This is a genomic window from Erythrobacter sp. Dej080120_24 (assembly GCF_036322605.1).
Lineage (GTDB): Bacteria > Pseudomonadota > Alphaproteobacteria > Sphingomonadales > Sphingomonadaceae > Erythrobacter > Erythrobacter aurantius.
In genome coordinates this window covers 1,012,021-1,035,008 of sequence record NZ_AP027262.1, presented here as the reverse complement: position 1 = coordinate 1,035,008, position 22,988 = coordinate 1,012,021, and the positions used below count along the sequence as shown (strand labels likewise).

Here is a 22,988-nt window from a genome sequence, read left to right as displayed (position 1 = left end):
ATCAGGCGATCAGGGAACGTTCTGCGTCACCGTGATCGAGTTGCCGGTGCCGACCTGGTTCACGGTCGAGACATCGCCCGCACCGCCCTGGCTGACCGATGCGCTGTTGTTGAGACCGTCCTGAATGACATAGCTCTCGTTGAGCGATCCGCTCTGGAACAGTTCGGCGAAGTTGTCGGTGCCTGACTGGGTCATCTCAGAAATGCCGTCCGAACCGTTCTGGTTGACGTCCACCTCGTTGTCGAGCCCTCCGGCGTTCTGGAGGACGGTCGAGGAGTTGGCATTGCCGATCTGGTCGACAAAGGCGATGTCCGAAGCTCCCGACTGGGTGATGCTCGAGACATTGTCGTCGCCGTTCTGATTGGTCTGTGCATTCGGAACAAACGGGGTGCCGGTAGCGTCCCCGTTGCCCGTGCCATTCTGGATGATCGTCAGTTGGTTGCGGGCACCGATCTGGTTGAACCCGGCAAAGGCAAGGTCGCGGATATCGCTGCCGGACTGGTTGATCGTGACGGTGCCGTCGGTCCCGGATTGCGAGCCGTCGGTGTAGTTGTTGTCACCGCTCTGATTGATCAGCAGATCGTTGCCGCTCCCCGACTGGTTCACATTGGCGAGCAGCGAGTTGCCGTTCTGGTCGACGTCGGCGAAGTTGTCAGAGCCGGACTGGTCAACCCCCGCGAAGGGTGCGTTGAAATCGGTTAGGCCCGGCTCGCCCTGCCAGCGCCACCAGATAAAGCCGCCTTCCTGATCGATCTCGATCGTGTTCGAATCGCCGGTCTGGTTGATTGCCGCACCCGCGTGGTGCCCCGGGAAGCTCGGGTTGGGGCCGGTCTGGTTGACGGTCGAGGAGAGGAAAGTGCCGTTCTGCGTGGCAAAGACTTGTGCCCCGGCGGTATCCGCCGACTGGAACGAAGTGAAGCTGTTGTCCGAACCCGACTGGCTCAAGGTCACGCGCTGGCTGTCCCCTAGCTGGGTCACCGTCGAGCTGCTGTCGTCGCTGAGCTGCGTCACGTCGGCAAAGCCGTTCGTTCCGCTCTGGGTGAGTGACGAGCCGTTGCCGTCGCCCTGCTGATCAACGCCGGCAATATTGCTGGTGTTCGACTGGGTGATCGTCGAAGCGTTGCCGATGCCCGCCTGGATCAGGTCGGCATTGTTCAGGCTTCCGCTCTGGGTGATGGACGAGGTGTTCTCATCCCCCACCTGAAAAGAGGTGATGGTTTGCTGGTCGCCGCCCTGGTTGATCAAACTGTAGTTCGTCGGCGAAGGGGTCAGCGCGGACAGATCCTCGCCTTCCTGAACAACCGTGATCGAACTGTTGGTCGCAGTCTGGCTGATGATCTCGGAAGCGTTACGCCCGAATGTCCCGCCCTGCGTCACCGTCGCGGTGGAGTTGTCGCCAGATTGATCGATGAAGGAAGCACTGAAATCGCTCGTCTGCGTGACGGTAATCGTTCCGGTGTCCGCTGACTGCAGGATCTGCGAGAAGTTCGCTTCCGCCTGCTGGTTAACCGTCAGGCTCGAATTGGGGCCCGATTGATCGAAGATCGAAAGGCCGAAATTGTTCGTCTGGTTGATCGTGGCTGTCGAGTTGTCGCCTGACTGGTTTGCAGTCGAGCTATTCCCGTCGCCCGACTGCAGTACGGTGGTGGTCGAGGCGTCGACTGATCCCGATTGCGTCACAGCGGAGATATTGTCATCGCCGATCTGGCTGACGTTCGCGGTGCGCTTCGAAGCGTTGACGCCCGGCCCCTGCACGACGGTCGAAATGTTGCGATCGCCGATCTGGATCACACCGCCATCGACGAGATCGGTTGGGTTGCCGGTTAGCAGACCGCCGCCCTGCTGAGTGACGATGCTGGAGTTCTGATCGCCATCCTGAATCACTTCGGCAAACAACGAACCGCCGCCGTCCTGTACCACTTGCGAGAAGTTGTCGCCGTTCTGGCTGACGCTGACGCGCAGGTTCGCATTGCCTTCCTGCGTCACGACGCTTTCCGCGCCATCGCCGGACTGGCTGACTTCGACCGTATTGGGGTTGAGCGCATCGGTACCATTGCCGCTTTGCGTAATGGTCGAGAGGCCGTCGGTGCCGTCTTGCGTCACCACCGCGCTGTTGAAGTCCGAACCGAGCGTCTGCTCGACCGTCGAATCATTGCCGGATCCGCCCTGGTTGACGGTGACGCTGCTGTCAGTGCCGTTCTGGATCACCGTGCTCTGGTTCTGTGCCAGCGCCGGAGACGCAATCGAAAGCGCTAGGATAGACGCGCCTGCAAGGATTGTGTTCTTCAAGATTTCCCCCTCGGCCCCGCCACGCGCGGCCTATCGATAGTTAGCTACCGACCCTGACCGGAAGTGCACCGCTCCCGATTCGTTTTGCGAGACTAACAGGTTAGCTGGTCATAAGGAAATATACTTATGCGGGGTATGGGCGCGAGTCTCAGCCTGGGACAGTCGCACAAGCAATGGGGCGCGGAAGTTGCCTCCCGCGCCCCGGATACTGCTTCCATTCGACAGTCGATCAGGGGACGTTCTGCGTCACCGTGATCGAGTTGCCGGTGCCGACCTGGCTGACGTTGGAGACATCGCCGATGCCGCCCTGAGACACACCGGCGGTGTTGCTGTTGCCGTTCTGGATGATGTCGGAGATGTTCCCCGATCCGCCCAGAATCTGATCGAGCGAAGCGGTGTTGGAATTGCCCGTCTGGCTGATGCCCGACACGCCCAGATCGCCGCTTTGCGTGACGCTGGCACTATTCGTGGTGTTGGCGTCGCCACCACTATTGTACGCTTGCTGCGTGATGGTCGACGCATTGCCGTCACCGATCTGCTCGACAAAGACGGTGCTGTTGATCGAACGCTGGAAAGCGGTCGAGCTGTTGCCGTCGCCCGATTGGATTACTGTCACGGTGAACGGGCCAAAGCCGCTGCCGACACCCGTCACACCCTGTTCGGTGAGAGCAGTATTGCCGTCACCGCTTTGGGTGAGCGTGCTCAACCCGTTGCGCAGGAACTGACGCACCGTGCCGGTGTTTCCGTCGCCGGTCTGGGTCACGGTGCTGACATTGTCGTCATCGGTCGGCCCGCTGGCGTTGATGCCCTGCTGCACGTTCGCGCTGTTGAAAGAGCCTTCCTGCGTGATGTTGCTCAACTGGCGGCGTGAGACAGAGCCCTGAAGCACGGTCGCCGTGTTGTTGTTCCCGCCCAGCGCCTGCGTGATGTTGCTGGTCGAGTTGATGCTGCGCTGGTTTACGAAAGCGGTGTTGTTATCGCCCGCCTGCGTGGTGTTCACCGTGCTGCCAGTATTTCCGAATGAACCGGCATCCAGTTGGATCGCGGTCGAGGTGTTGCCATCGCCCGACTGCAGGATGTTGGCAGTGTAATTGTTGGTCGATTGCGTCACCGTGCTGGTGTTGTTCGACCCGGTCTGGTCGACATCGGCAGTCTGGGTGTTGCCGCTTTGCGTGGCGAACGACTGGTTGCCGGACAGGATCTGGAACACGTTGATGTCGCCATTGGAGCCGGACTGGGTCGCGACCGAGCTGTTGCTATCGCCGTCCTGTTCGACACTGGTGACATTGGTCGAACCCGACTGCGTGATGGCGGAGGTGTTGCCGACACCCGCCGTCAGGACGAATGCACCGTTTTCCGCGCCGCTCTGCACCACGGTCGACCCGTTGTTGTCGCCGACTTGTTCGACTTCGGCTTCCTGTTCGGTGCCCGATTGCGAAATGGTGCTGGTGTTGGTCAGCCCGCTGGTGTCGAGGTCGAACCCTTCCTGAACCACGGTCGCCAGATTCTGGTCGCCCGACTGGTTCACGGTCGATTCACTGTCCGTACCGATCTGTTCGACATCGGCGTTGGCATTGGTGCCCGACTGCGTGATGAAGGAGATGTTGGCGTCGCTGGTCTGCGACACATCGGCTTCATTGTCCGAACCGAACTGGGTCGCTTCCGAACGGTTGCCGTCGCCCGATTGTTCGATGTTGGCGGTCGAGTTCGGCCCGAACTGCGCGGTGATCGAGTTGTTGTCATCACCCGACTGCAGCACCGTGGCAGAGCCGTCGCTGCTGTTCTGGATCGCGTTGGAGAAGTTGCCGCCGCCCGTCTGGTCGATATCTGCAGTGCCGGTGGTACCGTTCTGCGTCACAAACGAGGTGTTATCGGCATCGCCCTGAAGCACGTCGGCAGAGTTGGTGGCGTTGTTCTGCGTGACTTCGGAACGGTTGTTGGTTCCAGTTTGCGATACGATCGCGCCCTGATCGGCGCCCGTCTGCGACACGATCGAGGTGCTGTCATCGCTCGCCTGATCGACATCGATCGAGCCATTGGTGCCCGATTGCACTGCCGTTGACGAGTTGCCGTCACCGTCCTGGAAAACGTCCGCAACGTTCGACAGGCCGGACTGCGTGATGCCCGATGAGTTGTCCGAGCCGCCGGTTACCAGGATTGCATCGGCCAGCGTGCCGCTTTGCGCGATGAAGGAGGAGTTGTTGTCGCCGATCTGGGTCGCGTCGATCTCGTTCTGGTCGCCGGCCTGGATGACGGTGCTGGAATTGGTCGCAAGGCTGCCGTCGAGATCAAAGCCTTCCTGAGCCACAATCGTCGAGTTGTTGGTGCCGCCCTGCGTCACATCGGAGGTGCCGTCAGTGCCGTCCTGCGTAACGGTGGTGCCGTTGAGCGAAGAACCCGCTTCCTGCGTGACCGTCGAATCATTGCCCGATCCGGTCTGCGTCACCGAAACGCTGCTGTCGCTGCCGTTCTGGGTAACCGTGCTCTGGTTCTGCGCAACGGCAGGCGCGGCAACTGCCAGCGCGAGAATCGATGCACCGGTAAAAATCGTGTTCTTCATCTATGTTCCCCCTGGCTGCACTCCGGAAATTGCCCGCAAGGCAGCTGCGTCATCGGTCCGACAAACGGCCCGAATTTCTCCTCAGATGACGCGGCTTACCTGTTAGCCGGACATAAGGGAATATACTTATTTCACAGGCGACAAGCTTACCCCCGGAATGATCGGAGCCGGGGCAATTCCGGCTTTCCTACACACCCGCCAATGTGGCTTGGTAAAGCGATGAAGCCCTGCCAAGCCCCTGCTCCTTCCCCAGCCAAGCGCACGCTCCTGTCACGCCGTTCGCGCCCGCCATTTTTCGTGCCGGTCAAACTGCGCGCGAGGAAGGATGGCTGGTCGGCGCGGGTGCAATGCGCTTTCCTTGCGCAGCTCTACGCCACAGGATCGGTCAGCGCGGCAGCGAGGTCTGTCGGGAAAAGCCGGGAAAGCGCCTATCGGCTGAAATCGCGTGCGGGCGCGGAAAGCTTTGCAAGCGCGTGGGACAGGGTGCTGGCTGGCCCCACGCGACCGGGCGAACACCGCCCGCGTCACCGTGAAATCGCGGATTGGCGAAAAGTCACACTCGAACAGCTCGAATGGCGGATCGAAACCGGTTTCTGGCGCCCTGTATTGTATCGCGGGAAGCAGATCTCGATCGTGCGAAAACCCGACAATTCCGCGCTTTTCCGGCTGCTCAGGCGAATCGACGCGCAGGCTGACAAGGCCGAGGCACGGCGATCATGAGGGCGTTGGGAAATATTTTTAAAACACCCCTTTCGGTGTTCCATTCACTGGCAAAGGCCAACAGCCTCGCCCACCTCAATCCGCGGCCAGCGCGCCGTTTGCAAATTCAGCCTGACCGATCACGTAGACGACATGCCGCGCATCCTGTCCGGCCATTCCGCGGCTTTCGCTGCGATCCGTCAGGCGGCCACCGATCTTCTCCATCGCCCGGCGCGAGCGCCAATTGCTTTCACCCACGACAAAGCGGCATTCGGCAATGCTGGCGAGCGCATGGGACACCATCAGCCGCTTCAACTCGCGATTGGCCGCCCCGCCCCAGTATTCGCGGGCAAGAAAGGTCCAGCCGATCTCGACCGAACCGCCGTCCGCTTCCTCAAGCCATTGATAGCGCGAGGAACCGATGATCGCCCCGCCAGAATCATTGGCCGCCTTGTCGATAACTGCCAGCGCGCCGCCGTGGGCCAGGGCATCGTCGAAAAACGCGCGGAACACCGGCTCCTGCCAGCGATCATGCGCAGGGTGGACTTCCCATATCAACGGATCGGATGCGACGGCGAACAGCGCATCCCAGTCCTCTTCGCGCAAGGGGCGAAGCAGCAGTGTCGGCCCTTCCAGCGTCGGCTGGCGATCGAGCATTCAGCCGGTCACGTCAGCGATGGCGGCGATGAACTTGTCGATGTTGTCCATAGTCAGCCCGGCCACGTTGATGCGCCCCGATCCGGCCATGTAGATGCCATGTTTCTCGCGCAGCTCCACCACCTGCTCCTTGGTCACGGGCAACATCGAGAACAGGCCGTTCTGATGGCCCAGCGGTGTCAGATCGACGCTGCCTGCGGTGCCGGCTTCGGCCAGACGGGCACGAACCTGGTTCATCCGGGCGCGCATCTGGTCAAGCTCGTCCAGCCATTGCGCCGTCATCGCCGGATCGCGCAGGATCAGGCGCACCGCCGCCGCGCCATGATCGGGCGGCATCGACCAGCTGGCACGGGCAAGCGCGTTGGCGTTGGAGAACGCCTTGTCGAGCGTGTCGCCGCCATCGGCGAGGATGTAAAACGCGCCCACACGATCGCGGTACATGCCGAAGTTCTTGTCGCAGCTGTAAGCGATGAACGCCTCAGGCACCTTGGCCAGAACGCTGCGAAGCCCCGCCGCGTCCTCTTCCATGCCGTTGCCCAGCCCTTGATAGGCGGAATCGATAATCGGGAAGATGCCGGTTTCGGCAATCGCGTCACCAATCGCCTCCCATTGCTCCGGGGTGTAATCGATGCCCGTCGGGTTGTGACAGCAGGCATGCAGCAGAATGCCCTCGTCTGGCCCGGCGCTCCGGATTGCAGCCAGCACCGCGTCGAGATTTGCGGTGCCATCCGCCGCCGCGTGATCGAAGGGCGCCCATTCAAGATCGAGATCGGCAAAGATCTGCGCGTGGTTGGGCCAGCTGGGCGTACCCATGTGCAGTTTCTTCAGTCCGGCCTTCTGCGCCAGTGCGACAGCCAGCCGCACCGCGCCGGTGCCGCCCGGCGTCTGCATCCCGGCAATGCGTCCGCCCATGGTCGCGTCGCTGCCGAAGATATAGGGCATCAACGCGTTGACGAAGCCGATGTCGCCTTCGGGGCCGAGGTAGCTCTTGCTCTCCTGCGTATCCACCAGCAGCCGCTCTGCAGCCTTGATCGCGCCGAAAACGGGCGTGTCGCCCTGTCCTGTGCGATAGACGCCGACGCCCAGATCGACCTTGTCGGGCCGGTCATCGGCAGCGTGGAGTTTGATCAGCGCAAGCAGCGCGTCAGGCGATTGCGGTTCGAGTCGGTCGAGCATGGCGCACCGAATGCAACGCATGGCCGCGTATCGCAACCGCAATTCTATCCGCTATGCCCCGGCTTGCTCTATCGGCAAGTCATGGGGCTACTGTGTGCAACCTCAGAAGGGCAACCAGCGCTGCTTCTTCGAAAAACGCATGTATCCGGCATTCACACCCAGCCGCACGCCCGCGCCGACGCGGATCGGGATCAGCACCACATCGCCCCGCCGCATGTAGCTGGCATGCAGGCCGCCTACGAAATAGGCTTGGCCTTCTCCGGCCGGGAACCGTTTGAAGATGTCTTCGGTGTCGTAAAGGTTGTAGACCAGCACGAAGGTGTTGCCCGCATTCGCCCCGGCATCGAAGCCGAGCGAGGGGCCGGTCCAATAGACCTTTCGTTCCCCTTCGACCTTGTGATGCAGTGTGCCCGAACCATAGCGAACGCCGAACACGAACGCGCCGCCACCTTCGCGGCCGATGATATAGCCATTCGGCTCGCCTTGCTTGCGCAGCAGGTCTTCGATGAGCCCGGCCAATCCTTCGGCGCCCTTGCCGAAAACGCCTTCAGCCGCGCCGATCAGATCGTCTTCGCCATAGGTGGCCGAAGTTTCCTGTGCAGTGGCGACCTGTCCGGTCGGGGCCGGTTCTGTCCACTGCGGGACGGGTTCGCCGCTCTGCGCCTGTGCGTAATCGGCAAATTCACCGTCAAAGCCGGAGTTGTCGACGCTCGGCAGATCGGGGAGAGAACCCGTCTGCGCATTGCGCAGCGCCGGATCGACCAGATCGGCATCGATCGCGCCGGTGTCGGCATTGCTGTCCACTGCGCGCTGGCCGTTTGTCTGATAGGCCTCGAACGCGGCATCGGGATCGAAGGATTCGACTTCCTGAGCCGATGCAGGCGAAAGCGCGAGCATGGCCGCGACCACCACCGTACCCACCCAACGAGACAGCCTGTCGGAAAGCCGCTTCGTTTCCGCCTTGGTCGACCAAGCATCTGTTTGCATGTCGAAATCGCGCATGGTTCGCACCTCTTGTCCCTTTGCGTCCAGCATTCGAGTCGGACCTTCTCATTTCGGAAAAGAATCCTTCCTGCGTTTCCGGGCAACGGCACGGCGGCGAAGCGAATCGAAAACGCGGTGAAACGAGTCGGTATCTGCCTGCGGATTAAGCGCAGATGGACGGGGCATTCGAGGCGGGCGGAATGGGTGCACACAATTCTGGCCGATTCCACCCTTGCCGCACCCGATAACGCCGACTATAGCGCGCGGCTCGCAGCCAAAACGCGAAGCGTCGCGGAGACGTGGGTGAGTGGCTGAAACCAGTTCCCTGCTAAGGAACCGTACCCGAACCGGGTACCGAGGGTTCGAATCCCTCCGTCTCCGCCACCTATACCATCCCAAGAGATCCCAGAAAGTCCCTGAAAGCCCCAGAATTCTGCGGTTTTTCGGACTTGCAATGGAATCTCTTGTTCTTATTTTGTTCCTACTGCCCCCACAATGTCCCCCACACTTTGTGGGGGTGAATGTGGGGGCGAAGCGGAAAGGATGGATATGGGAAAGCTCACTCAAGGCCAGATTCGGCAGCTCAAGGAACCAGGTCGCTACAGTGATGGCGACGGCTTGTTTCTCGAACTCAACAGGCCAGGAAAAGGCAATTGGCAACTACGCGCCACCGTGAATGGGCGAAGGCGCGACATTGGGCTTGGTCCTCTCGACCTGATCACAGTCCATGAGGCCCGCGAACTCGCCATTGACCTGCGACGCGACATCAAGCGGGGGATCGATCCTATCGAGGAGCGCAAGCGCAAGAAGATCGAAATTCTTACCTTCAAAGCTGCTGCGGAGAAGGTTCATTCAGAACAAAAGGCGACTTGGAAGAACGGCAAACATCAGGATCAGTGGATTAAGACGCTCGAAATCTATGCCTTTCCGAAGCTCGGCGACCGGCTGGTTAACGAGATCGAGGGGCCGCTCATCCGTGAAGTGCTGCTCGATTTCTGGCTGGAGAAGCCAGAGACGGCTCGCCGGGTAAAGCAGCGGATAGGCGTTGTGCTGGATTGGGCATACGCAAACGGAATGCGCGCGACCGAAGCGCCAATGCGCTCGCTGAGCCGCGCACTGCCACGACAGCCGAAGCAGGACGGTCATTTCGCTGCGATGCCCTATGAGGATGTCCCAACTTTCTTGAAGCATCTGCATAAGCGAACGAGTGTCGCACGGCTCGCGCTTGAGTTCCTGATCCTGACTGCCTCTCGATCGGGGGAAGTGCGGGGTGCTAAATGGGCGGAGATCAATCTGGACGCAAAACTCTGGACTGTCCCTGCAGAGCGGATGAAGGTTGGAAAGGAACACGTGGTCCCGCTGACCGATGTGGCAATCGACGTGCTCGAACGTGCCAGACCTTACTACGCTGAATGCAGCGATCTGGTCTTCCCCGGTCGCAACGTCTTGCGTCCGATGTCCGACATGACGCTGCTAAAGATTCTGCGCTACGCGAAGCTACCCTTCACTGTTCACGGCTTTCGATCTGCATTCAGGGATTGGGCAGCGGAGAAGACCAGCTATCCCGGTGAGGTGGCGGAAGCGGCACTAGCCCATACGGTTAGCAACAAAGTGGAGGCCGCCTATCGCCGCACCAATTATCTGGACAAACGACGCGAACTTATGCGCGAGTGGTCAGATTTCTGCATGGGAGGGTAAAGAAGAACTCTCATGAGCACGGCGGCTTTGCGCCCCAATTCAAGACGCAGCGACCAGATTCTTAGTTGCCGAAAGCTGACATTCTCAAGGGCTATTCCGGCCAATACTGATGACGATGACCAACTCACATTCACGTGAGTTCGCCCATTGAAAGCCAAACATCACAAGCCAAACGGCTTCTCGCGCGAAAACGAGATACCGAGCAACGCACTCTTCGCTAACCATTGTTTTTTCGGATATAATGGCATTAATCTGGAAGACGATGTCCAGGCAGAGCAAAAACACGACGAAATCCCGGCTGCTCAAAGCCGGAATAGCGGAATTCGCCATACATGGATATCGTGGTGCTTCATTGCGCGACATCGCCAAGCGGGCCGATACAAATGTCGCTGCGGTTCGATACCACTACGAATCCAAAGCGAAGCTTTGGCAAGCTGCGGTTGAGCATCTCTACAGTGAACTGGCCAAAGCAATCCGGGAAGATGAGTCTCGGTTGAAAGCCAAATCAACTCGCGACACGATCAGGATCGCAACTCGCAATTACATCGTCTTCTCGGCAAAAAATCCGGAGCTATACAGGATCACCCTGTTCGAGATGATCGAGGGTGGAGAGCGTCTGGAATGGCTCGCGCAATACCAATTGCGGGAATTCATGGAGCGATCAATGGCCTGGACGTCAATCGCACAACAGAGCGGAATTTTCCCGGAAGAGATTGCCCCTCTCAACCTGGTGTATGTGATGATGGGCGCGATCCAGACCATCTTCATGATGGGCCCACAGATTGAGCGAAGCTTCGGAATTGATGTTTTCGATGACGCGCAAGTCGAGAAACACGTCGACACAATTATGCGGCTTTTCAGATTTTAAAGCGTTATCATAGCCTTATTCGGATGAAGACCGAAGCGAAACAAATTTAAACGATCGTATCATTTTTGCGAGTTTTCCTGGCGCAGGATGTCGCGCAGTTTCCACACAGTGAGTTAGCCATGTTGGTTCGAGCCACCGATCTCGGTGAAAAACGGTTTGATCATTCGGCAATTACAGGAGTCTCGTCACATCGTTGAATACTGAAAAGCATAGCGAAAAGCTCATAAAATCGAGCGTTCGCGCATTGGGAGAGGAAAATGAGGGTTTCTTTAAGGACCAAACGTCGGTCCCTTAGATCTGCGTCTTCAATATTGGCGACTGCAATAGGATTGGCCGCAGCACCGGCGGTTTCTGCTCAAGATGCTGCATCAGCCGAACCGTCTGCGACGGAAGATTTCGAAAGCAACGTGATTGTCGTTACTGCGCGCAAGCAAGAAGAAAGCCTGCAAGAAGTACCCGTTTCCGTTGCAGTGATCAGTGGGGAAGCGCTCGCCGCCAATCGCATCGATGAAGCGGCAGACATTGTCGGTCGAGTTCCTGCGTTGAACGTGCAGATCGGTGGTTCTGGAGCAAGCGCTCAGATATCGCTACGAGGTGTCGGATCCAGCAACATCTCCAACGCCTTCGATTCCGCAGTAGCTTTAAACTATGATGGCGTCGCCGTTAGCACGCAGCGGTTACTACAAGCGGCATTTTTCGACGTTGAACAAATTGAAGTATTGAAGGGTCCGCAGTCGCTCTTTTTCGGCAAAGCTGCTTCTGCCGGTGTGCTATCCTTGCGTTCCGCCAATCCCACCGACGATTGGGAAGTCTCCGGCCAGGCCAGCTATGAGTTCGAAGAACAGGGAGTTACTTTCGGCGGTTATGTTTCAGGACCCCTGTCCGAAACACTGGGTATCCGTGTCGCGGCAGAATATCAGGACATCGAAAAATACGTCGAATTGCAGGACGACGTGCCAGCCCTTGATCGTAACAAGGGTCTCACAAACTTTATCGGCCGCGTGACTTTAGATTGGGAGCCGAGCGATACGTTCAGCGCCAATCTGAAACTCAATTACAACTCGCAGCGCGGAGAATCGCTGTTGCAGTTTACCGATGTATTCTGCGGCGGAGATGGTCTGCCGGATCCCTCTGTGCTGGGCGTATTCGGAGTGAGCTTCGCGCCAACCCATGACTGTGATATCAATGACAGTAGGTTCCCGACACCCGACGGAAATGCGGCCATCAACAGCGTTCCAACCGGCACCGTCGGTTCGGATCGGGCCGACATCTCGCAAGCGTTCAACGACACAGACTTGTTCTTTGGCAGGCTGGAAATGGACCTTGCGTTGTCAGATAGCCTGACCCTGTCGTCGCTGACCGGCTATGTCGATATGGACAATGAATATAACGATTCGTTCAATTCAACTGGTCAATTGCCCGATGGAAGCGCAGCCGGACTTATAGCGCCCTTCAGCAACACCTTGGAGCAATTCACTCAGGAAATCCGTCTGACGAGCGATTTCGATGGCCCGGTCAATTTTATGCTTGGAGCATTCTACGAAGATCGAACCAACGGTCTAAGTACATCGCAAAACGCTTTCAATCCCTCGCTTGTGCTCGGTCCTGATCCGGTAACAGGTTTCACGTTCGATTGGTTCGCTGACCGTCCAATCGATTCCGAGGCGATTTCGCTTTTCGGCAGCGCCACTATTGACCTTTCCGATCAATGGGAACTTTCAGGTGGCGTGCGCTGGACCGACGAAAACAAATCGACTGTTATCGCGTTTCCCTATGTTCATTCATTCATTACGACAGCATTCGGTGCTGTAGCGTCTGGCTTCACTACTGATGGCATTGAGTTCAGTGACAGCAACCTCGCTCCTGAAGTGGTGCTACGCTACACTCCTAGTGAAGACATCAATATCTATGCGGCGTTCAAGACCGGTTTCAAATCAGGCGGGGTGGATAACAACCTGCTGCCGACCGGGACGATCGTGCCGAATCTGAACAGTTCCGACCCAGCCGTCGCAGAAGCCGCAGCAGATGCGCTGCGCTTCGAATCAGAAACTTCGCTTGGCGGAGAATTCGGCTTCAAATCGCAATTGGCAAATCGCTCGATCGTTCTGAACGCGACGGCGTATTACTATGTTTTCGACAATCTGCAGGTTCAGAATTTCGACGCACAGATATTTAACTTTGATACGACTAATGCGGGCGAGCTTACGACGCTCGGTATAGATGTGGACTGGTCGTGGTTCACCCCTGTCGATGGATTGAGCTTTTCAGGTTCTCTAGCGTGGCTTGACGCGGAGTTTTCCGACAGCTTCCTGGTCCCGACGACTGGTGACGATCTTGAGGGTCGCAGACCAGCGCGCGCTCCGGAATTTTCTGGTAATGTCGCTGTCGATTGGCAGCTTCCGCTATCCGACAGTTTGGAATTGGGATTCAATGGAAATCTTGCTTTCACGACGTCTTACATCACTGCAAACAGCACGCTCCAAACCTTCGATCAAGCCGTCCGTAATGCCAATGGCTCGCTCAACAATCTGGAGCAGAATGGCTACGTCACGCTAGATGGCGGGATTTCTATCGGCGCTCCAAACGAAGCGTGGGAGCTATCCCTTATCGCCCGCAATCTCACCGACAAGCAATGGATCAACACGTCCAATAACGCCCCATTCGTGGGCGGTGGCGATGATTATGTTGTAACGCTAAATCGCGGGCGTCAGATCTTTGTCGAGGTCGGATTCAAGTTTTAGTCGGCGCTCTCTTCCGGCTAATTTAATGGGCGGGCGCTCTTTGTCCCAAGGCGCTCGTCCACCTTACTTTTTGAAGAGAAACACGAGGGCCCCAACAGCGTGGATGAACGCCTATGTGTGAAAGGCAGGCAGCGTTTGGAAACTCAATCGACGTCCGAAGAAACACGCGTCCGTCAGCCGACTGACTTTTCGGTAAACTCAGCCAACCCTGATCGCGTCGCTGAGGAGTTAGCACCACTTGATCGCAAGATTGGCTGGTTGGCCGTTAACCGCTTTACTTACCCTTTTTTGCGCTTGCTCGCGGGATTGAGCAGGTCAGAAATCGATTTGCCAGACGTGGATATCGAAACTTCAGGACTATTGGGTGAGGGCACTATTCTTGTCTCTCCAAAGACGCGCACCGGCGCTGGCGCGCTAATACTCATCCATGGCGGGGGCTACGTGATGGGCAGCCCACTGGACGTAGTGCCCAAAGCCGCATTTTTCGCGAGCCATCTTGGCGTGCCAATCATTTGCCCAAAATACCGCTTGTCTCCCAAAGCTCGTTTTCCGGCGGCTCTCGATGATTGCCATCACGCCTGGAGTGCACTCTTGGCGAGTGCTAAGCAACTTTCGATCGACCCGGGTAAGATCGTAGTTGCAGGCTATAGTGCTGGCGCCGGTCTGGCCGCGAACTTGGTTCATCGGTTGTGTGACGAACGGGCGACACAACCGGCTGCTCAGATGCTGGTTTACCCTATGCTCGATGACCGTACAGCTGCAGGCAGGGAATTAGATAGGCCGAGGCACCGTGTCTGGAGCAACCGCAACAATCGCTTCGGATGGGAAGCTTACCTTGGTCACCCGGTCGGTGAGGACTGCGAACGTTATTCTGTCGCAGCACGGCGCAACGATCTGACAGGGCTTCCTCCGACCTGGATAGGCGTTGGAACTTGCGATCTGTTTCTCGATGAGAATAGGGAATTCGCGCAGCGCCTCGCGAACGCCAAAGTCGATACGACCTATGTTGAAGTGCCAGGCGCAATTCACGGGTTCGATATGGCAGGCACCGAGCTGGGTCGGGCATTTTCAGACTCTCAGGCTAACTTTGTGAACAGATTCACATCATGACCCGGGGTCGTCAGTATAGCTGAACCGGTAACGAGATGGAGTGCTGAAGGTCGGGCGCTTCCATGCCAAGACTCTATAATCCAGATTGTCCCTTCAAACGCTTCGATCATCACCAGAGGTCATTCGACTTGTGACGATGATTTAAGGCCGCTTTCTGCTCCAGAGCAAGCCCTACGTGAGTGAGTGATTTGGCCTCAATAGGTTGGGAACAATCGAATTGCAGACCATGGCCCAAAGGTCCGCTTTGCGCCTTCATTCAAGACGCTGCCACCAGAAATCTAGGTTACCAAAAGCGGACCTCCGATTGTGCCAAACAGTGTCCTAGCTTCGTTGCTCGATCGCTAGACGACTATAAATCGGTCCGAGCTGTCGTTGATGAGCTCGGGCCCGTCTTTTGTGATGATGACTAGATCTTCCAAATGAGCCGTCCCGCCAAGTCCGCTATCAAGTAATGGCATATCCACTGAAAGCACCATGTTTTCCTCCAGTGCGATATCCGCTTTGCGATAACTGCCGTAGCTGGCGATATTTTCGTCGTCGGAATGGTTTAGACCGATCGTGTGCGGATTGAGAGCGAAACCCACATCTATATTGGTGTCAGCAAAGAGCTTTTGGCCAAGGGCAAGAAGCTCTGAGAACCGTAGCCCTGGCTTGAGTTCGACGAGCAATCGGTCCCAAGTGTTCGAAAGTGCCGCCACGATCTTCGACATCTCACGATTTGGCTCACCGACGCAAACAGTTCGCCCGTAATCCCCATGGTAGCCGCGGAAGGTGCTGACGCAATCGATGAGGAAGCTGCGGCCGTCTTTCACTTCCCCTTGCGAGGTGCGCGGGATCAGCGTGTCGATCATCATGTAGCGCGCTGTCGTATCGTGGGCACCGCACTGCTTCCAGAACTCCGAGCGCAGATCATCGAATGTGGCCCCATCGCGAACCGCCATCGCTGTCTTGCGCGCAGCGGTGGCATTGGCGGTGGCCGCATAGCGCATAAGCGATAGTTCGAGCGGCGTTTTCTGAACGCGGATGCGCCGTATGAGATTCTCACCATCCACGAAGCGGAGATCTTTCCCGCTGCGCTCTAATAACTCACGGATACGTAGGTCGTCGATCGCCACGGTTCTATTGGGCAAGGGATTATCCAACACCTGCTTGACGAGCGCTGCCTCCATCGATGCCCGGATGATCTCGCTTTCACTTGCCACAACTTCATGCCGAATTTGCTCCGAAGCGCTTTCCGGATGAATGGAATTACGCCTTGTCATGAACGACTTGCCAAGAGCTTCCGCGATCGCTTGCGGATCGCCCAACTGCACATACGCCTCAGGATCTACCGGCGCGCCGACAATACTGACGTCGAGCAGTGTAAGCCGACTATCGGGGATCCCTTGGAAGTAAAGGCCGACCTGCGAGGTGATCATCGTCGGTCTAAGGTCGCCGTGCGCGGAGAGGGTCGCAAAGTCAATCCCGGCATCATAGCCGAGCAGAAGAGCACTAGGCTCGCTTGCGGTAAGATAGTAATAGTTGGCGAGCCGAGAACATATTAGAAGGTCCACCCCTTCCGCTTCCATAACTGCCTGCGCCCGCGCCTGATTCAGAAGCAGACCTTCCAATTCGACAGGTCTAGCTGCGTTCATGGGGGGCGCGAAGCGTCCACCCAACGTCACATCCTGCGCGGCACCACTGCTGCCCGTCTCTTTGTGCGCCGTCGCTGCAGCGGCAATGCCCGACGTCGCAAGACCCGCAAGTGCCGAACGTCGAGTCATGCTCATGCGCCCGATTCCACCGTCTCCGGCACTACGAAGAGCTTCACCATGCTTTCGATGTGACGCTCAATCTCTTCTTCGGCGAATATGTCGACACCGAAGTGCTCGTTCAGTTCGGGAGCAGCGAGAAACAGGCTGCGCGAAGCGGCTACATTCATGTGGTAAAGGTTTAGTGGTGGTATGTCGTCACGAAAGACGCCTTCCTCTTGCGCCAGGGCAGTGCGAGTAATGGCGCGCTCTGTAAAGGGCCGCAAGTAGTTTTCGGCAAGCCAATCGTATCGATCGCTGCGCACGATAGTCTCGAACATAATGATACGCGCGAGTTCCGGTCGCCGGGCATTAAATCTAACATAGGCACCAATATGTTCGACCACCTGTTCACGTGCAGATAGTCGGCCCCAATTGTCCGAGTTGGCAAAAACCATTTGCTCCATCCGCTGAAAGAGATACGCGACAGCAGATCGCCACAAATGGGTTTTGGAGGAATAGTGATATTTAATAGAGCCATGGTTGACCCCGGCCAAATCCGCAATCTGCCTGACGGAGGTGCCGGCAAAGCCATATTGAGCGAAAACCTCCACTGCTGCCTTGAGCAATTTCGATCGAGTATCAAGTTCTAATTCAACCTTCATTCTGAATCTCTAGTTTTTGAGGAAGCCTTGGGGTTAGAATTCCTTGGTGACCCGTATACCCCATTGCCTCGGTTCGCCTACCAGTCGATTGGAGATACCGCCGAACAGGCCAAGCGCAATTCCGCTGGTGAAGTATTCCTTGTCGAGGATATTCGAACCAAAAAGCGCTATTTCGGCACCGCCGAAATCGCCGCCGAAGTCGAGAATTTCGAGGTCTATCTGGGCATTGAGCAGCCCATAATCATCGACGACGGCTTCGCCCGGGCGCAAGATCGCGGCCAATGAAGGGCCGGCCAATTCTTCCTCACCTATGTAGAAATAGTTGGCCTGAAGCCCAAGTCGCAGGTTGTCCGAAAGATCGGTTTCGTAACGCGCATTCAGGCTGAATTGCCATTCCGGCCCTCCGATTGGTTCCTCGCTCCGATCGATAATGTTGCCGGCGGCGTCCTGGTCGAGGAATTCGTCGAACTCGGAGTTGGTATATCCCAATGTTCCGCCGAAGCTCAGTCCTTCGGCCGGAGCTAGCTGGAGTTCGGCCTCGAACCCCCAGATGGTCGCTTCGGCCGCGTTGCGCAGAACGGTTACAGGAATGGGGCTATCGGGATCAAAAGCGGTGCGCTGAATGTCGGTGTAGTCTGAATAGAAAAGTGCGGCGTTCAAGCGCGCGAGGCGGCCGAATAGATCGGATTTGAAGCCGATCTCATAGTTCGTGACGAATTCGGGCTGGACGATGGTCGAGATGTTGTCCTGGTCGATCGCGCCTGAGCGGAAACCCCTGGATACGCTGGCATAGAGGAGTAGCGGATCGTTGGGTTGATAATCAATGCTGCCGAGCCACGACCATCCGTCAAAACTCGCTTCGTTTTCCGCAGCGGTCACAAGAGAAGCGACCCTCCGTTTCTCGTCAGTATATCGTACGCCGCCAGTCAGGCGGACGCCCGGCGCAACTTGAAACGTATTCTGGGTGAAGACGGACCACGTCTCGTTCTCAGCTTCAGTCGAAGAATCGAGCCCGAAGCCAATCAATCGATCGATATCAACGCCTTTTTCTTCCGAATAAAATGCGCCGATTTTCCAAACGAGGCGATCATCCTGAGTGCTGCCGGCGAGGCGAAGTTCCTGTGCGAATAGATCGGAATCTTGCCCCAGCCTAACAGCGGTGCTCGGTGCCGACTGCACCAGCGTATCGGAAGATTGGTCGCGATAGCTGGTAATCGATGTCGCCGTAGCGTTTCCGATCTCGAGTTCGACAGTTGCGTTGATGTTTAGCTCGTCGGAAACGGCAAATGGCGCTTCAACGCGGAAATCGTTCCCGACGTAGAAGTCGGGATTGGTTGATTCGAGCGCCAAGAAACCGCCCCCTGCGGAGCGTAGCGACCGAAAGATTGAAGTCGACTCGTCAATCTCATGATAGTCAGCATTCAAGCGGATCGAAAATGACGGACCTGGTGCCACGAGAACCGATCCACGGAAAAACATTTCGTCATCGTCCGCAAGCTGACGTCCGGTCAGGGTGTCGAGGCCCGAACCTCCTTCGCCGAAACCGTCTCTGTGGGTGAGTGCTGCACCAAGGCGGACTGCAGCGACGTTGGTGGAAAGTGGTACGTTCACAACTAATTCGGCGTCGGTCCGATCAAAGGAGCCCACAGTGAATTCGGCGTACCCTCCGAAACTGGCTGTGTCGGGCGCAGTTGTCACGACATTGACCACTCCCCCAGTTGTATTCTTACCGAATAGCGTACCCTGCGGGCCTTTGAGAACTTCGATGCGCTCGACATCGAAGAGGTTGGTGAATAGGCTTGTGCCCCTTGTGATCGGCGCACCGTTAATATTAATGCCGACAGCCTGATCGGCGTTGAGAGTAAGGAATCCGCTTGACTGCCCCCGAATGGTCAAGTCAGCAAAAAGTGCACCGGTCGCGCCATTAGGCCGAACATCAAAGTTGGGAGTAAGTAGCGCGATATCGGCAAATTCAGTTAGCCCGGCATTTTCGAGCGCTTCTCCCGAAAAGGCCGTGATAGCCACGGGCACATCCTGGATGTTCTCCTCGATCTTGCGCGCCGTAACGACGATCACATCGTCTTGAGCGACCACTTCGGTCGAGGTTGCAAAGGCGCCCGAGGCCAGAGCAAATGCGATTACAGAGCGGGACAAGCCCGCTAAACGTTCTTTACTGAAATGTGCCATTAATCCCTCCCCGATCAGGAGCACCGTCAATTCCGGCTGACACAATGGCAGGGGAACGGACGACGTCCGATCGTGGATGAGATTAATCAACCAAAAATTATACGAAACTAACATTTTTGATCCAAGTGGATAAATTGTCTTCAATAGGTGAGCGATCAGCTTGCGGGCGAGCTATTGAGTATCGTTCAAGAGCGACTGGACTTATGCACCTCAGTCCAACCAGTCGCCAACGGCAGCTTGGATCGTTTTCTTCGCTAGAACGGCCATTCCGCTAACGGCCCACTTCACGCCAATTAGCTACAAGCCAATCTCGAACGGCTTGATCCGCTCCTTAGTGAGCTCTGGTGCCTTCTCTCGCTCGACCAGCAGCTCTTTGTTAGCCGCTTGGATCTGGCCCGCGCTCCGTCCCTTGGCTGCCGCCATCCCAAGCCGTTCGGTGGTTTCTGCTGCCGAAGTCTTCTCGCCTAGATTGGTCGAGATACCTCTTCCAACCTTGTCTCGGTTGTTGACAATCAGCGTAAGCTCATCCCGCAGGCGCGTGATCGTGACAAGGAAGTTGCGCTGCGAGAGCAGTCGCCGCTCGCGACTGTCGAGCACGGCAATGCCCTTATCTGCCGTGAGGCCCTGCGCCATGTGGGCGTTGAGCGCGTAGGCCAGGTCGATCCGCTTCAGCATCGGATCGTTCGGCTTCAGTCTATGCTCCATGCCGCTGGAGCTCTTGACCGAAACGCCGTCCTTGTCGATCGCAGTCACGGTTGCCTGGTCTGCATTGATCATTCCGCGTGTGTGGTCGCTGGCCGTCCAACGGATGGCGTCCCCGGTATAGAGATCGAGATCCTTCTTCTCGAACAGCTGCAATGCTTGGTCGCTGCCCTTCGCCGATAACCTCGCTGGCACGAAGCGGCGCAAATGCCCTCGCTCATCGCGAAGCGTAACAACACCATTCTCAATATCCACGGCGGCGATCTCATGACTTCCGCGCCCAAGCCTATGGCGCGATTGACGGCTTGCCACTTCCAGCACCATGCCCGGCGCGTAATTGCGCACGTAGCGCAACTCCTCGCGGGTCGCGTTCACGCGGGATAGAACTTCTAGGCGAACGCTTGCTGGTCCTATTTCGCCATTTACAGCTAGCCCGGTTTGAACCGCGGCATTTATTTCGGAGCGCAACCGACGACCTGCGGCGAAGATCGACGTGCGCCCGCGCTCGGCAGGAGGAAGAGACAGCCAGCGTTCCGCCGCAACAATTGCGCTGTTCTCTTGGACCTCGACGATGTGATTCTTGAGATGTTCTAGTGCATTACTGGTCTTGCCCGACTGGGCCGCCTGCTGCGCCCTCTTCAGGGTATCGGAGCGGGCGCGAAGATTGTGGTCCATGCGCGCCGTTTCGGTCCCTGCGCGCTGCGCCAGAGCAAAAGGCTTGCCCGCCTCGACAGCCCCCAACTGCTTTTCGTCTCCCATCAGCACAAGGCGATCCACCTTGAGCAGATTAGCAAGCCGGATCAGCCGATCCTGGTCGCGGGTAGAAACCATTGAGGCTTCATCAAGAACGAGAACAGTATCGCGATACTCGTCGCGCGCAGCGAGGATCTTGGCTCTGCCTGCCGAGCCATCGAGCAGCTTACGATTCTGCCCGAGAAAGCGATGCAATGTCATCGACGGGATGCCTGTATCCTTCTCCAACATGCGCACCAGTGTGTTCTGAACCCCGAGGCCGATGACCTTCTTGCCATGTTCTTCCAACAGTTGATTAAGCGGACGCAACACGCTCGATTTGCCCGCTCCTGCCACACCCTGGACGGCTACGACGCGATTGGTCGAAGACAGGATCAACCGGCCTGCTGCTTCCTGGCCTGCGTTTAGCTTCATCCCGTAGTTTAGAGCCGCCGATGCTTGCAGGTATGGTCCTGCGGTGTCCGCGTTTAGGATCGAACGAACTGCGCCGTTTCCCTTCTCGATCTCGGCCAACATGCGAGTCTCCAGCGTCAATGCATCGGACGTCGTCAGCCACCCTTTCTGCGCGCCTCGCCCGCGCAAAAGCGCGCCCTGCTGGGCAAGTTGACCGATACGTTTTTCGACAGACTTCATCGTCGTTGGCAGGCCGAAATCGAGCGCAGCTTTGGCAAGATCTGTGGCGGTAAAAGCCGCCTCTCGCTCGGATAGATGCCGCACCGCCGATGCGACCGCATGAGCTGTCGCAATCTCTTCCCTGCCCTTCATATGAAGCCGCTTGGGGATGAGCGGGTCGCCCTCCTTGATGCCCATTCGCTCGGCGACGCTGGCGATCATTGCCTTGCCCCGTTCAAGTAAGGTGGGGCGATCATTCGCCCGCTTCGTTGCCGCTACTATCAACTCGTGCGAACGTAGCTTGGCGTCGCGCACCATGCCTTCAAGGTCGAGCCCGTGGTCCCAAGCCTGTCCTTCCCATTGGCTCATCAAGGCATCGCGATCGACATCGCTTTGCTTGGCCTGCCGGGTTGCCAGCGTCGCCACCACACCCGCCTCGAGCCCGCCGCCGCGTCTTGCTTCAAGCACCTCCTGCCGCCGCGTCGAGAATGCCATCACTGTGTCACGGTCGATACCCTTGGCTTCGAAGTTGCCATGCTTTCCGAACTCGCCGATCCGGTAGCCAAGCTTCTCAGCCTCGATCCGGAAGCGCGCCATTGTCATGGCATTCAGCAGCGTATTGTGCTGCCACAGCTTGTCATTGCGCAGCGCCCTCCACTTGCCGTCCTTGTCCTGCGTCATATTGGCGACGACGGCATGGAAGTGCAGGTTCGGTTCCTGGTTGCGGTTGGTGTCGTGCTGGAACACGGCGACGGTCAGGTTGTCGCTGGCATGCAGCCGTTCTTTGCCACCCTTCTCGGTGCGATATTGGGCCGCATTTTTCTCCGCCCATTGGAGCGTTTCGACGACAGCAGAACGGTACGCGTCAATGATCCGCTGATCCTTGCCGACGAGCGCCAGAAGCGACCAGCTCTTTGGCAGTGAAAAGGTCAGGTCTGTCCCCGCCCGATGGTACTGACCCTGGTGCCCGATCCGTTCGCCATTAGGCAGCTCGCCGCGCAGGATTGCCTCGAACGCTTTGGCATCGACCGTGCCCGAAAGACCCAACCTTTCGGCACCCTTACCGACCCAGATTCCGGACCGGTCAGCGTCCGCCTTGGTGTAGTAATTGTCGTTAGCGAAGTAGTTGGCCGCACCACCAGCCGAGCGAACATTGGCAACCGAAAGCATCGCTCAGCGCCCCTCACGCTTTGCTGCCTTGCGCTCGCGATATTCACGGATGCGTCGTTGGTAAGCGACCACCACACGGTCCCGCAGTTCCTTGTCCTTGTGGGTGCGAAGCCAGCCATCGAGGGCGATCTTGGTGAACAGTAGATCGGCCAGAACCTGATCGCGGAATGCCTTGTCCTGGGGTTCGTCTAGAGCGTCGATGACAGTGAGTTTCAGCCACTGGCTGACGCTCATATGGGCTGCATCAGCAGCAGCTTTTACAAGGGCATGAAGGTCTTCGTCGACATAGCATTGAAGGGCAAACCGCACGGCGTCACCTTACGTTTGGCCGACCCTCCACGGCCCAATGACCCCTCTGGACTGACATCAGTCTACGGCAACGAGGAC

15 protein-coding genes and 1 tRNA gene are annotated in these 22,988 nt (G+C 57.6%); 6 read left to right on the top strand and 10 right to left on the bottom strand.

The window, feature by feature from the left end:
* Positions 1-9: 9 nt before the first annotated feature.
* Entirely contained in the window at positions 10-2,289 is a 2,280-nt protein-coding gene (locus AABA34_RS04960; RefSeq protein ID WP_338304153.1) for a beta strand repeat-containing protein, read from the bottom strand.
* Positions 2,290-2,518: 229 nt separating this feature from the next.
* Positions 2,519-4,849 (bottom strand): beta strand repeat-containing protein, encoded by a 2,331-nt coding sequence (locus AABA34_RS04955; protein WP_338304152.1) that lies wholly within the window; start codon positions 4,847-4,849, stop codon positions 2,519-2,521.
* A 201-nt stretch (positions 4,850-5,050) separates the two neighbouring features.
* Here AABA34_RS04955 and AABA34_RS04950 point away from each other — a divergent pair, with 201 nt between their 5' ends.
* Entirely contained in the window at positions 5,051-5,569 is a 519-nt protein-coding gene (locus AABA34_RS04950; protein ID WP_338304151.1) for a hypothetical protein, read from the top strand.
* A 75-nt stretch (positions 5,570-5,644) separates the two neighbouring features.
* Here the strand turns inward: AABA34_RS04950 and AABA34_RS04945 are convergent, their stop codons facing one another.
* From AABA34_RS04945 to AABA34_RS04935, 3 genes are all read right to left on the bottom strand, one after another.
* The gene (locus tag AABA34_RS04945) at positions 5,645-6,205 is read right to left on the bottom strand and encodes a GNAT family N-acetyltransferase (protein ID WP_338304150.1); all 561 of its coding nucleotides are present in this window, start codon (positions 6,203-6,205) and stop codon (positions 5,645-5,647) included.
* Positions 6,206-7,381, bottom strand: a complete 1,176-nt coding sequence (locus AABA34_RS04940; protein WP_034951929.1) for an amino acid aminotransferase — start codon at positions 7,379-7,381, stop codon at positions 6,206-6,208. It lies immediately after the preceding gene.
* Between the two features lie 102 nt (positions 7,382-7,483).
* Positions 7,484-8,416: a DUF1134 domain-containing protein gene (locus AABA34_RS04935; protein WP_445083759.1), complete on the bottom strand. Its 933-nt coding sequence runs from the start codon at positions 8,414-8,416 to the stop codon at positions 7,484-7,486.
* A gap of 242 nt (positions 8,417-8,658) precedes the next feature.
* Between AABA34_RS04935 and AABA34_RS04930 the strand changes: the two genes are divergently transcribed.
* The 5 genes from AABA34_RS04930 to AABA34_RS04910 all read left to right on the top strand — a co-directional run bounded on the left by AABA34_RS04930 (position 8,659) and on the right by AABA34_RS04910 (position 14,782).
* A tRNA-Ser gene (locus tag AABA34_RS04930) sits at positions 8,659-8,749 on the top strand.
* A gap of 165 nt (positions 8,750-8,914) precedes the next feature.
* Positions 8,915-10,063 carry a tyrosine-type recombinase/integrase gene (locus AABA34_RS04925; protein ID WP_034953073.1) on the top strand — a complete coding sequence of 383 codons (1,149 nt, stop codon included), beginning with the start codon at positions 8,915-8,917 and terminating at the stop codon, positions 10,061-10,063.
* Positions 10,064-10,304: 241 nt separating this feature from the next.
* Positions 10,305-10,931, top strand: a complete 627-nt coding sequence (locus AABA34_RS04920; protein WP_084155553.1) for a TetR family transcriptional regulator — start codon at positions 10,305-10,307, stop codon at positions 10,929-10,931.
* Positions 10,932-11,260: 329 nt separating this feature from the next.
* Complete coding sequence (locus AABA34_RS04915; protein ID WP_034951921.1) at positions 11,261-13,672, top strand: TonB-dependent receptor; 2,412 nt, start codon at positions 11,261-11,263, stop codon at positions 13,670-13,672.
* 99 nt (positions 13,673-13,771) lie between these two features.
* Entirely contained in the window at positions 13,772-14,782 is a 1,011-nt protein-coding gene (locus tag AABA34_RS04910; RefSeq protein WP_338304149.1) for an alpha/beta hydrolase, read from the top strand.
* A 341-nt stretch (positions 14,783-15,123) separates the two neighbouring features.
* On the opposite strand, the gene AABA34_RS04905 is transcribed toward AABA34_RS04910, so the two are convergent.
* The 5 genes from AABA34_RS04905 to AABA34_RS04885 all read right to left on the bottom strand — a co-directional run bounded on the left by AABA34_RS04905 (position 15,124) and on the right by AABA34_RS04885 (position 22,910).
* Positions 15,124-16,551: a M24 family metallopeptidase gene (locus tag AABA34_RS04905; protein WP_084155551.1), complete on the bottom strand. Its 1,428-nt coding sequence runs from the start codon at positions 16,549-16,551 to the stop codon at positions 15,124-15,126.
* Positions 16,548-17,177: a TetR/AcrR family transcriptional regulator gene (locus AABA34_RS04900; RefSeq protein ID WP_034951916.1), complete on the bottom strand. Its 630-nt coding sequence runs from the start codon at positions 17,175-17,177 to the stop codon at positions 16,548-16,550. Before AABA34_RS04900 ends, AABA34_RS04905 begins: the two co-directional genes overlap by 4 nt.
* Positions 17,178-17,210: 33 nt before the next feature.
* Complete coding sequence (locus tag AABA34_RS04895; RefSeq protein ID WP_084155550.1) at positions 17,211-19,478, bottom strand: TonB-dependent receptor domain-containing protein; 2,268 nt, start codon at positions 19,476-19,478, stop codon at positions 17,211-17,213.
* A gap of 183 nt (positions 19,479-19,661) precedes the next feature.
* Complete coding sequence (gene mobF, locus AABA34_RS04890; RefSeq protein ID WP_338304148.1) at positions 19,662-22,601, bottom strand: MobF family relaxase; 2,940 nt, start codon at positions 22,599-22,601, stop codon at positions 19,662-19,664.
* A 3-nt stretch (positions 22,602-22,604) separates the two neighbouring features.
* The gene (locus AABA34_RS04885) at positions 22,605-22,910 is read right to left on the bottom strand and encodes a hypothetical protein (RefSeq protein ID WP_338304147.1); all 306 of its coding nucleotides are present in this window, start codon (positions 22,908-22,910) and stop codon (positions 22,605-22,607) included.
* Between the last annotated feature and the right edge of the window lie 78 nt (positions 22,911-22,988).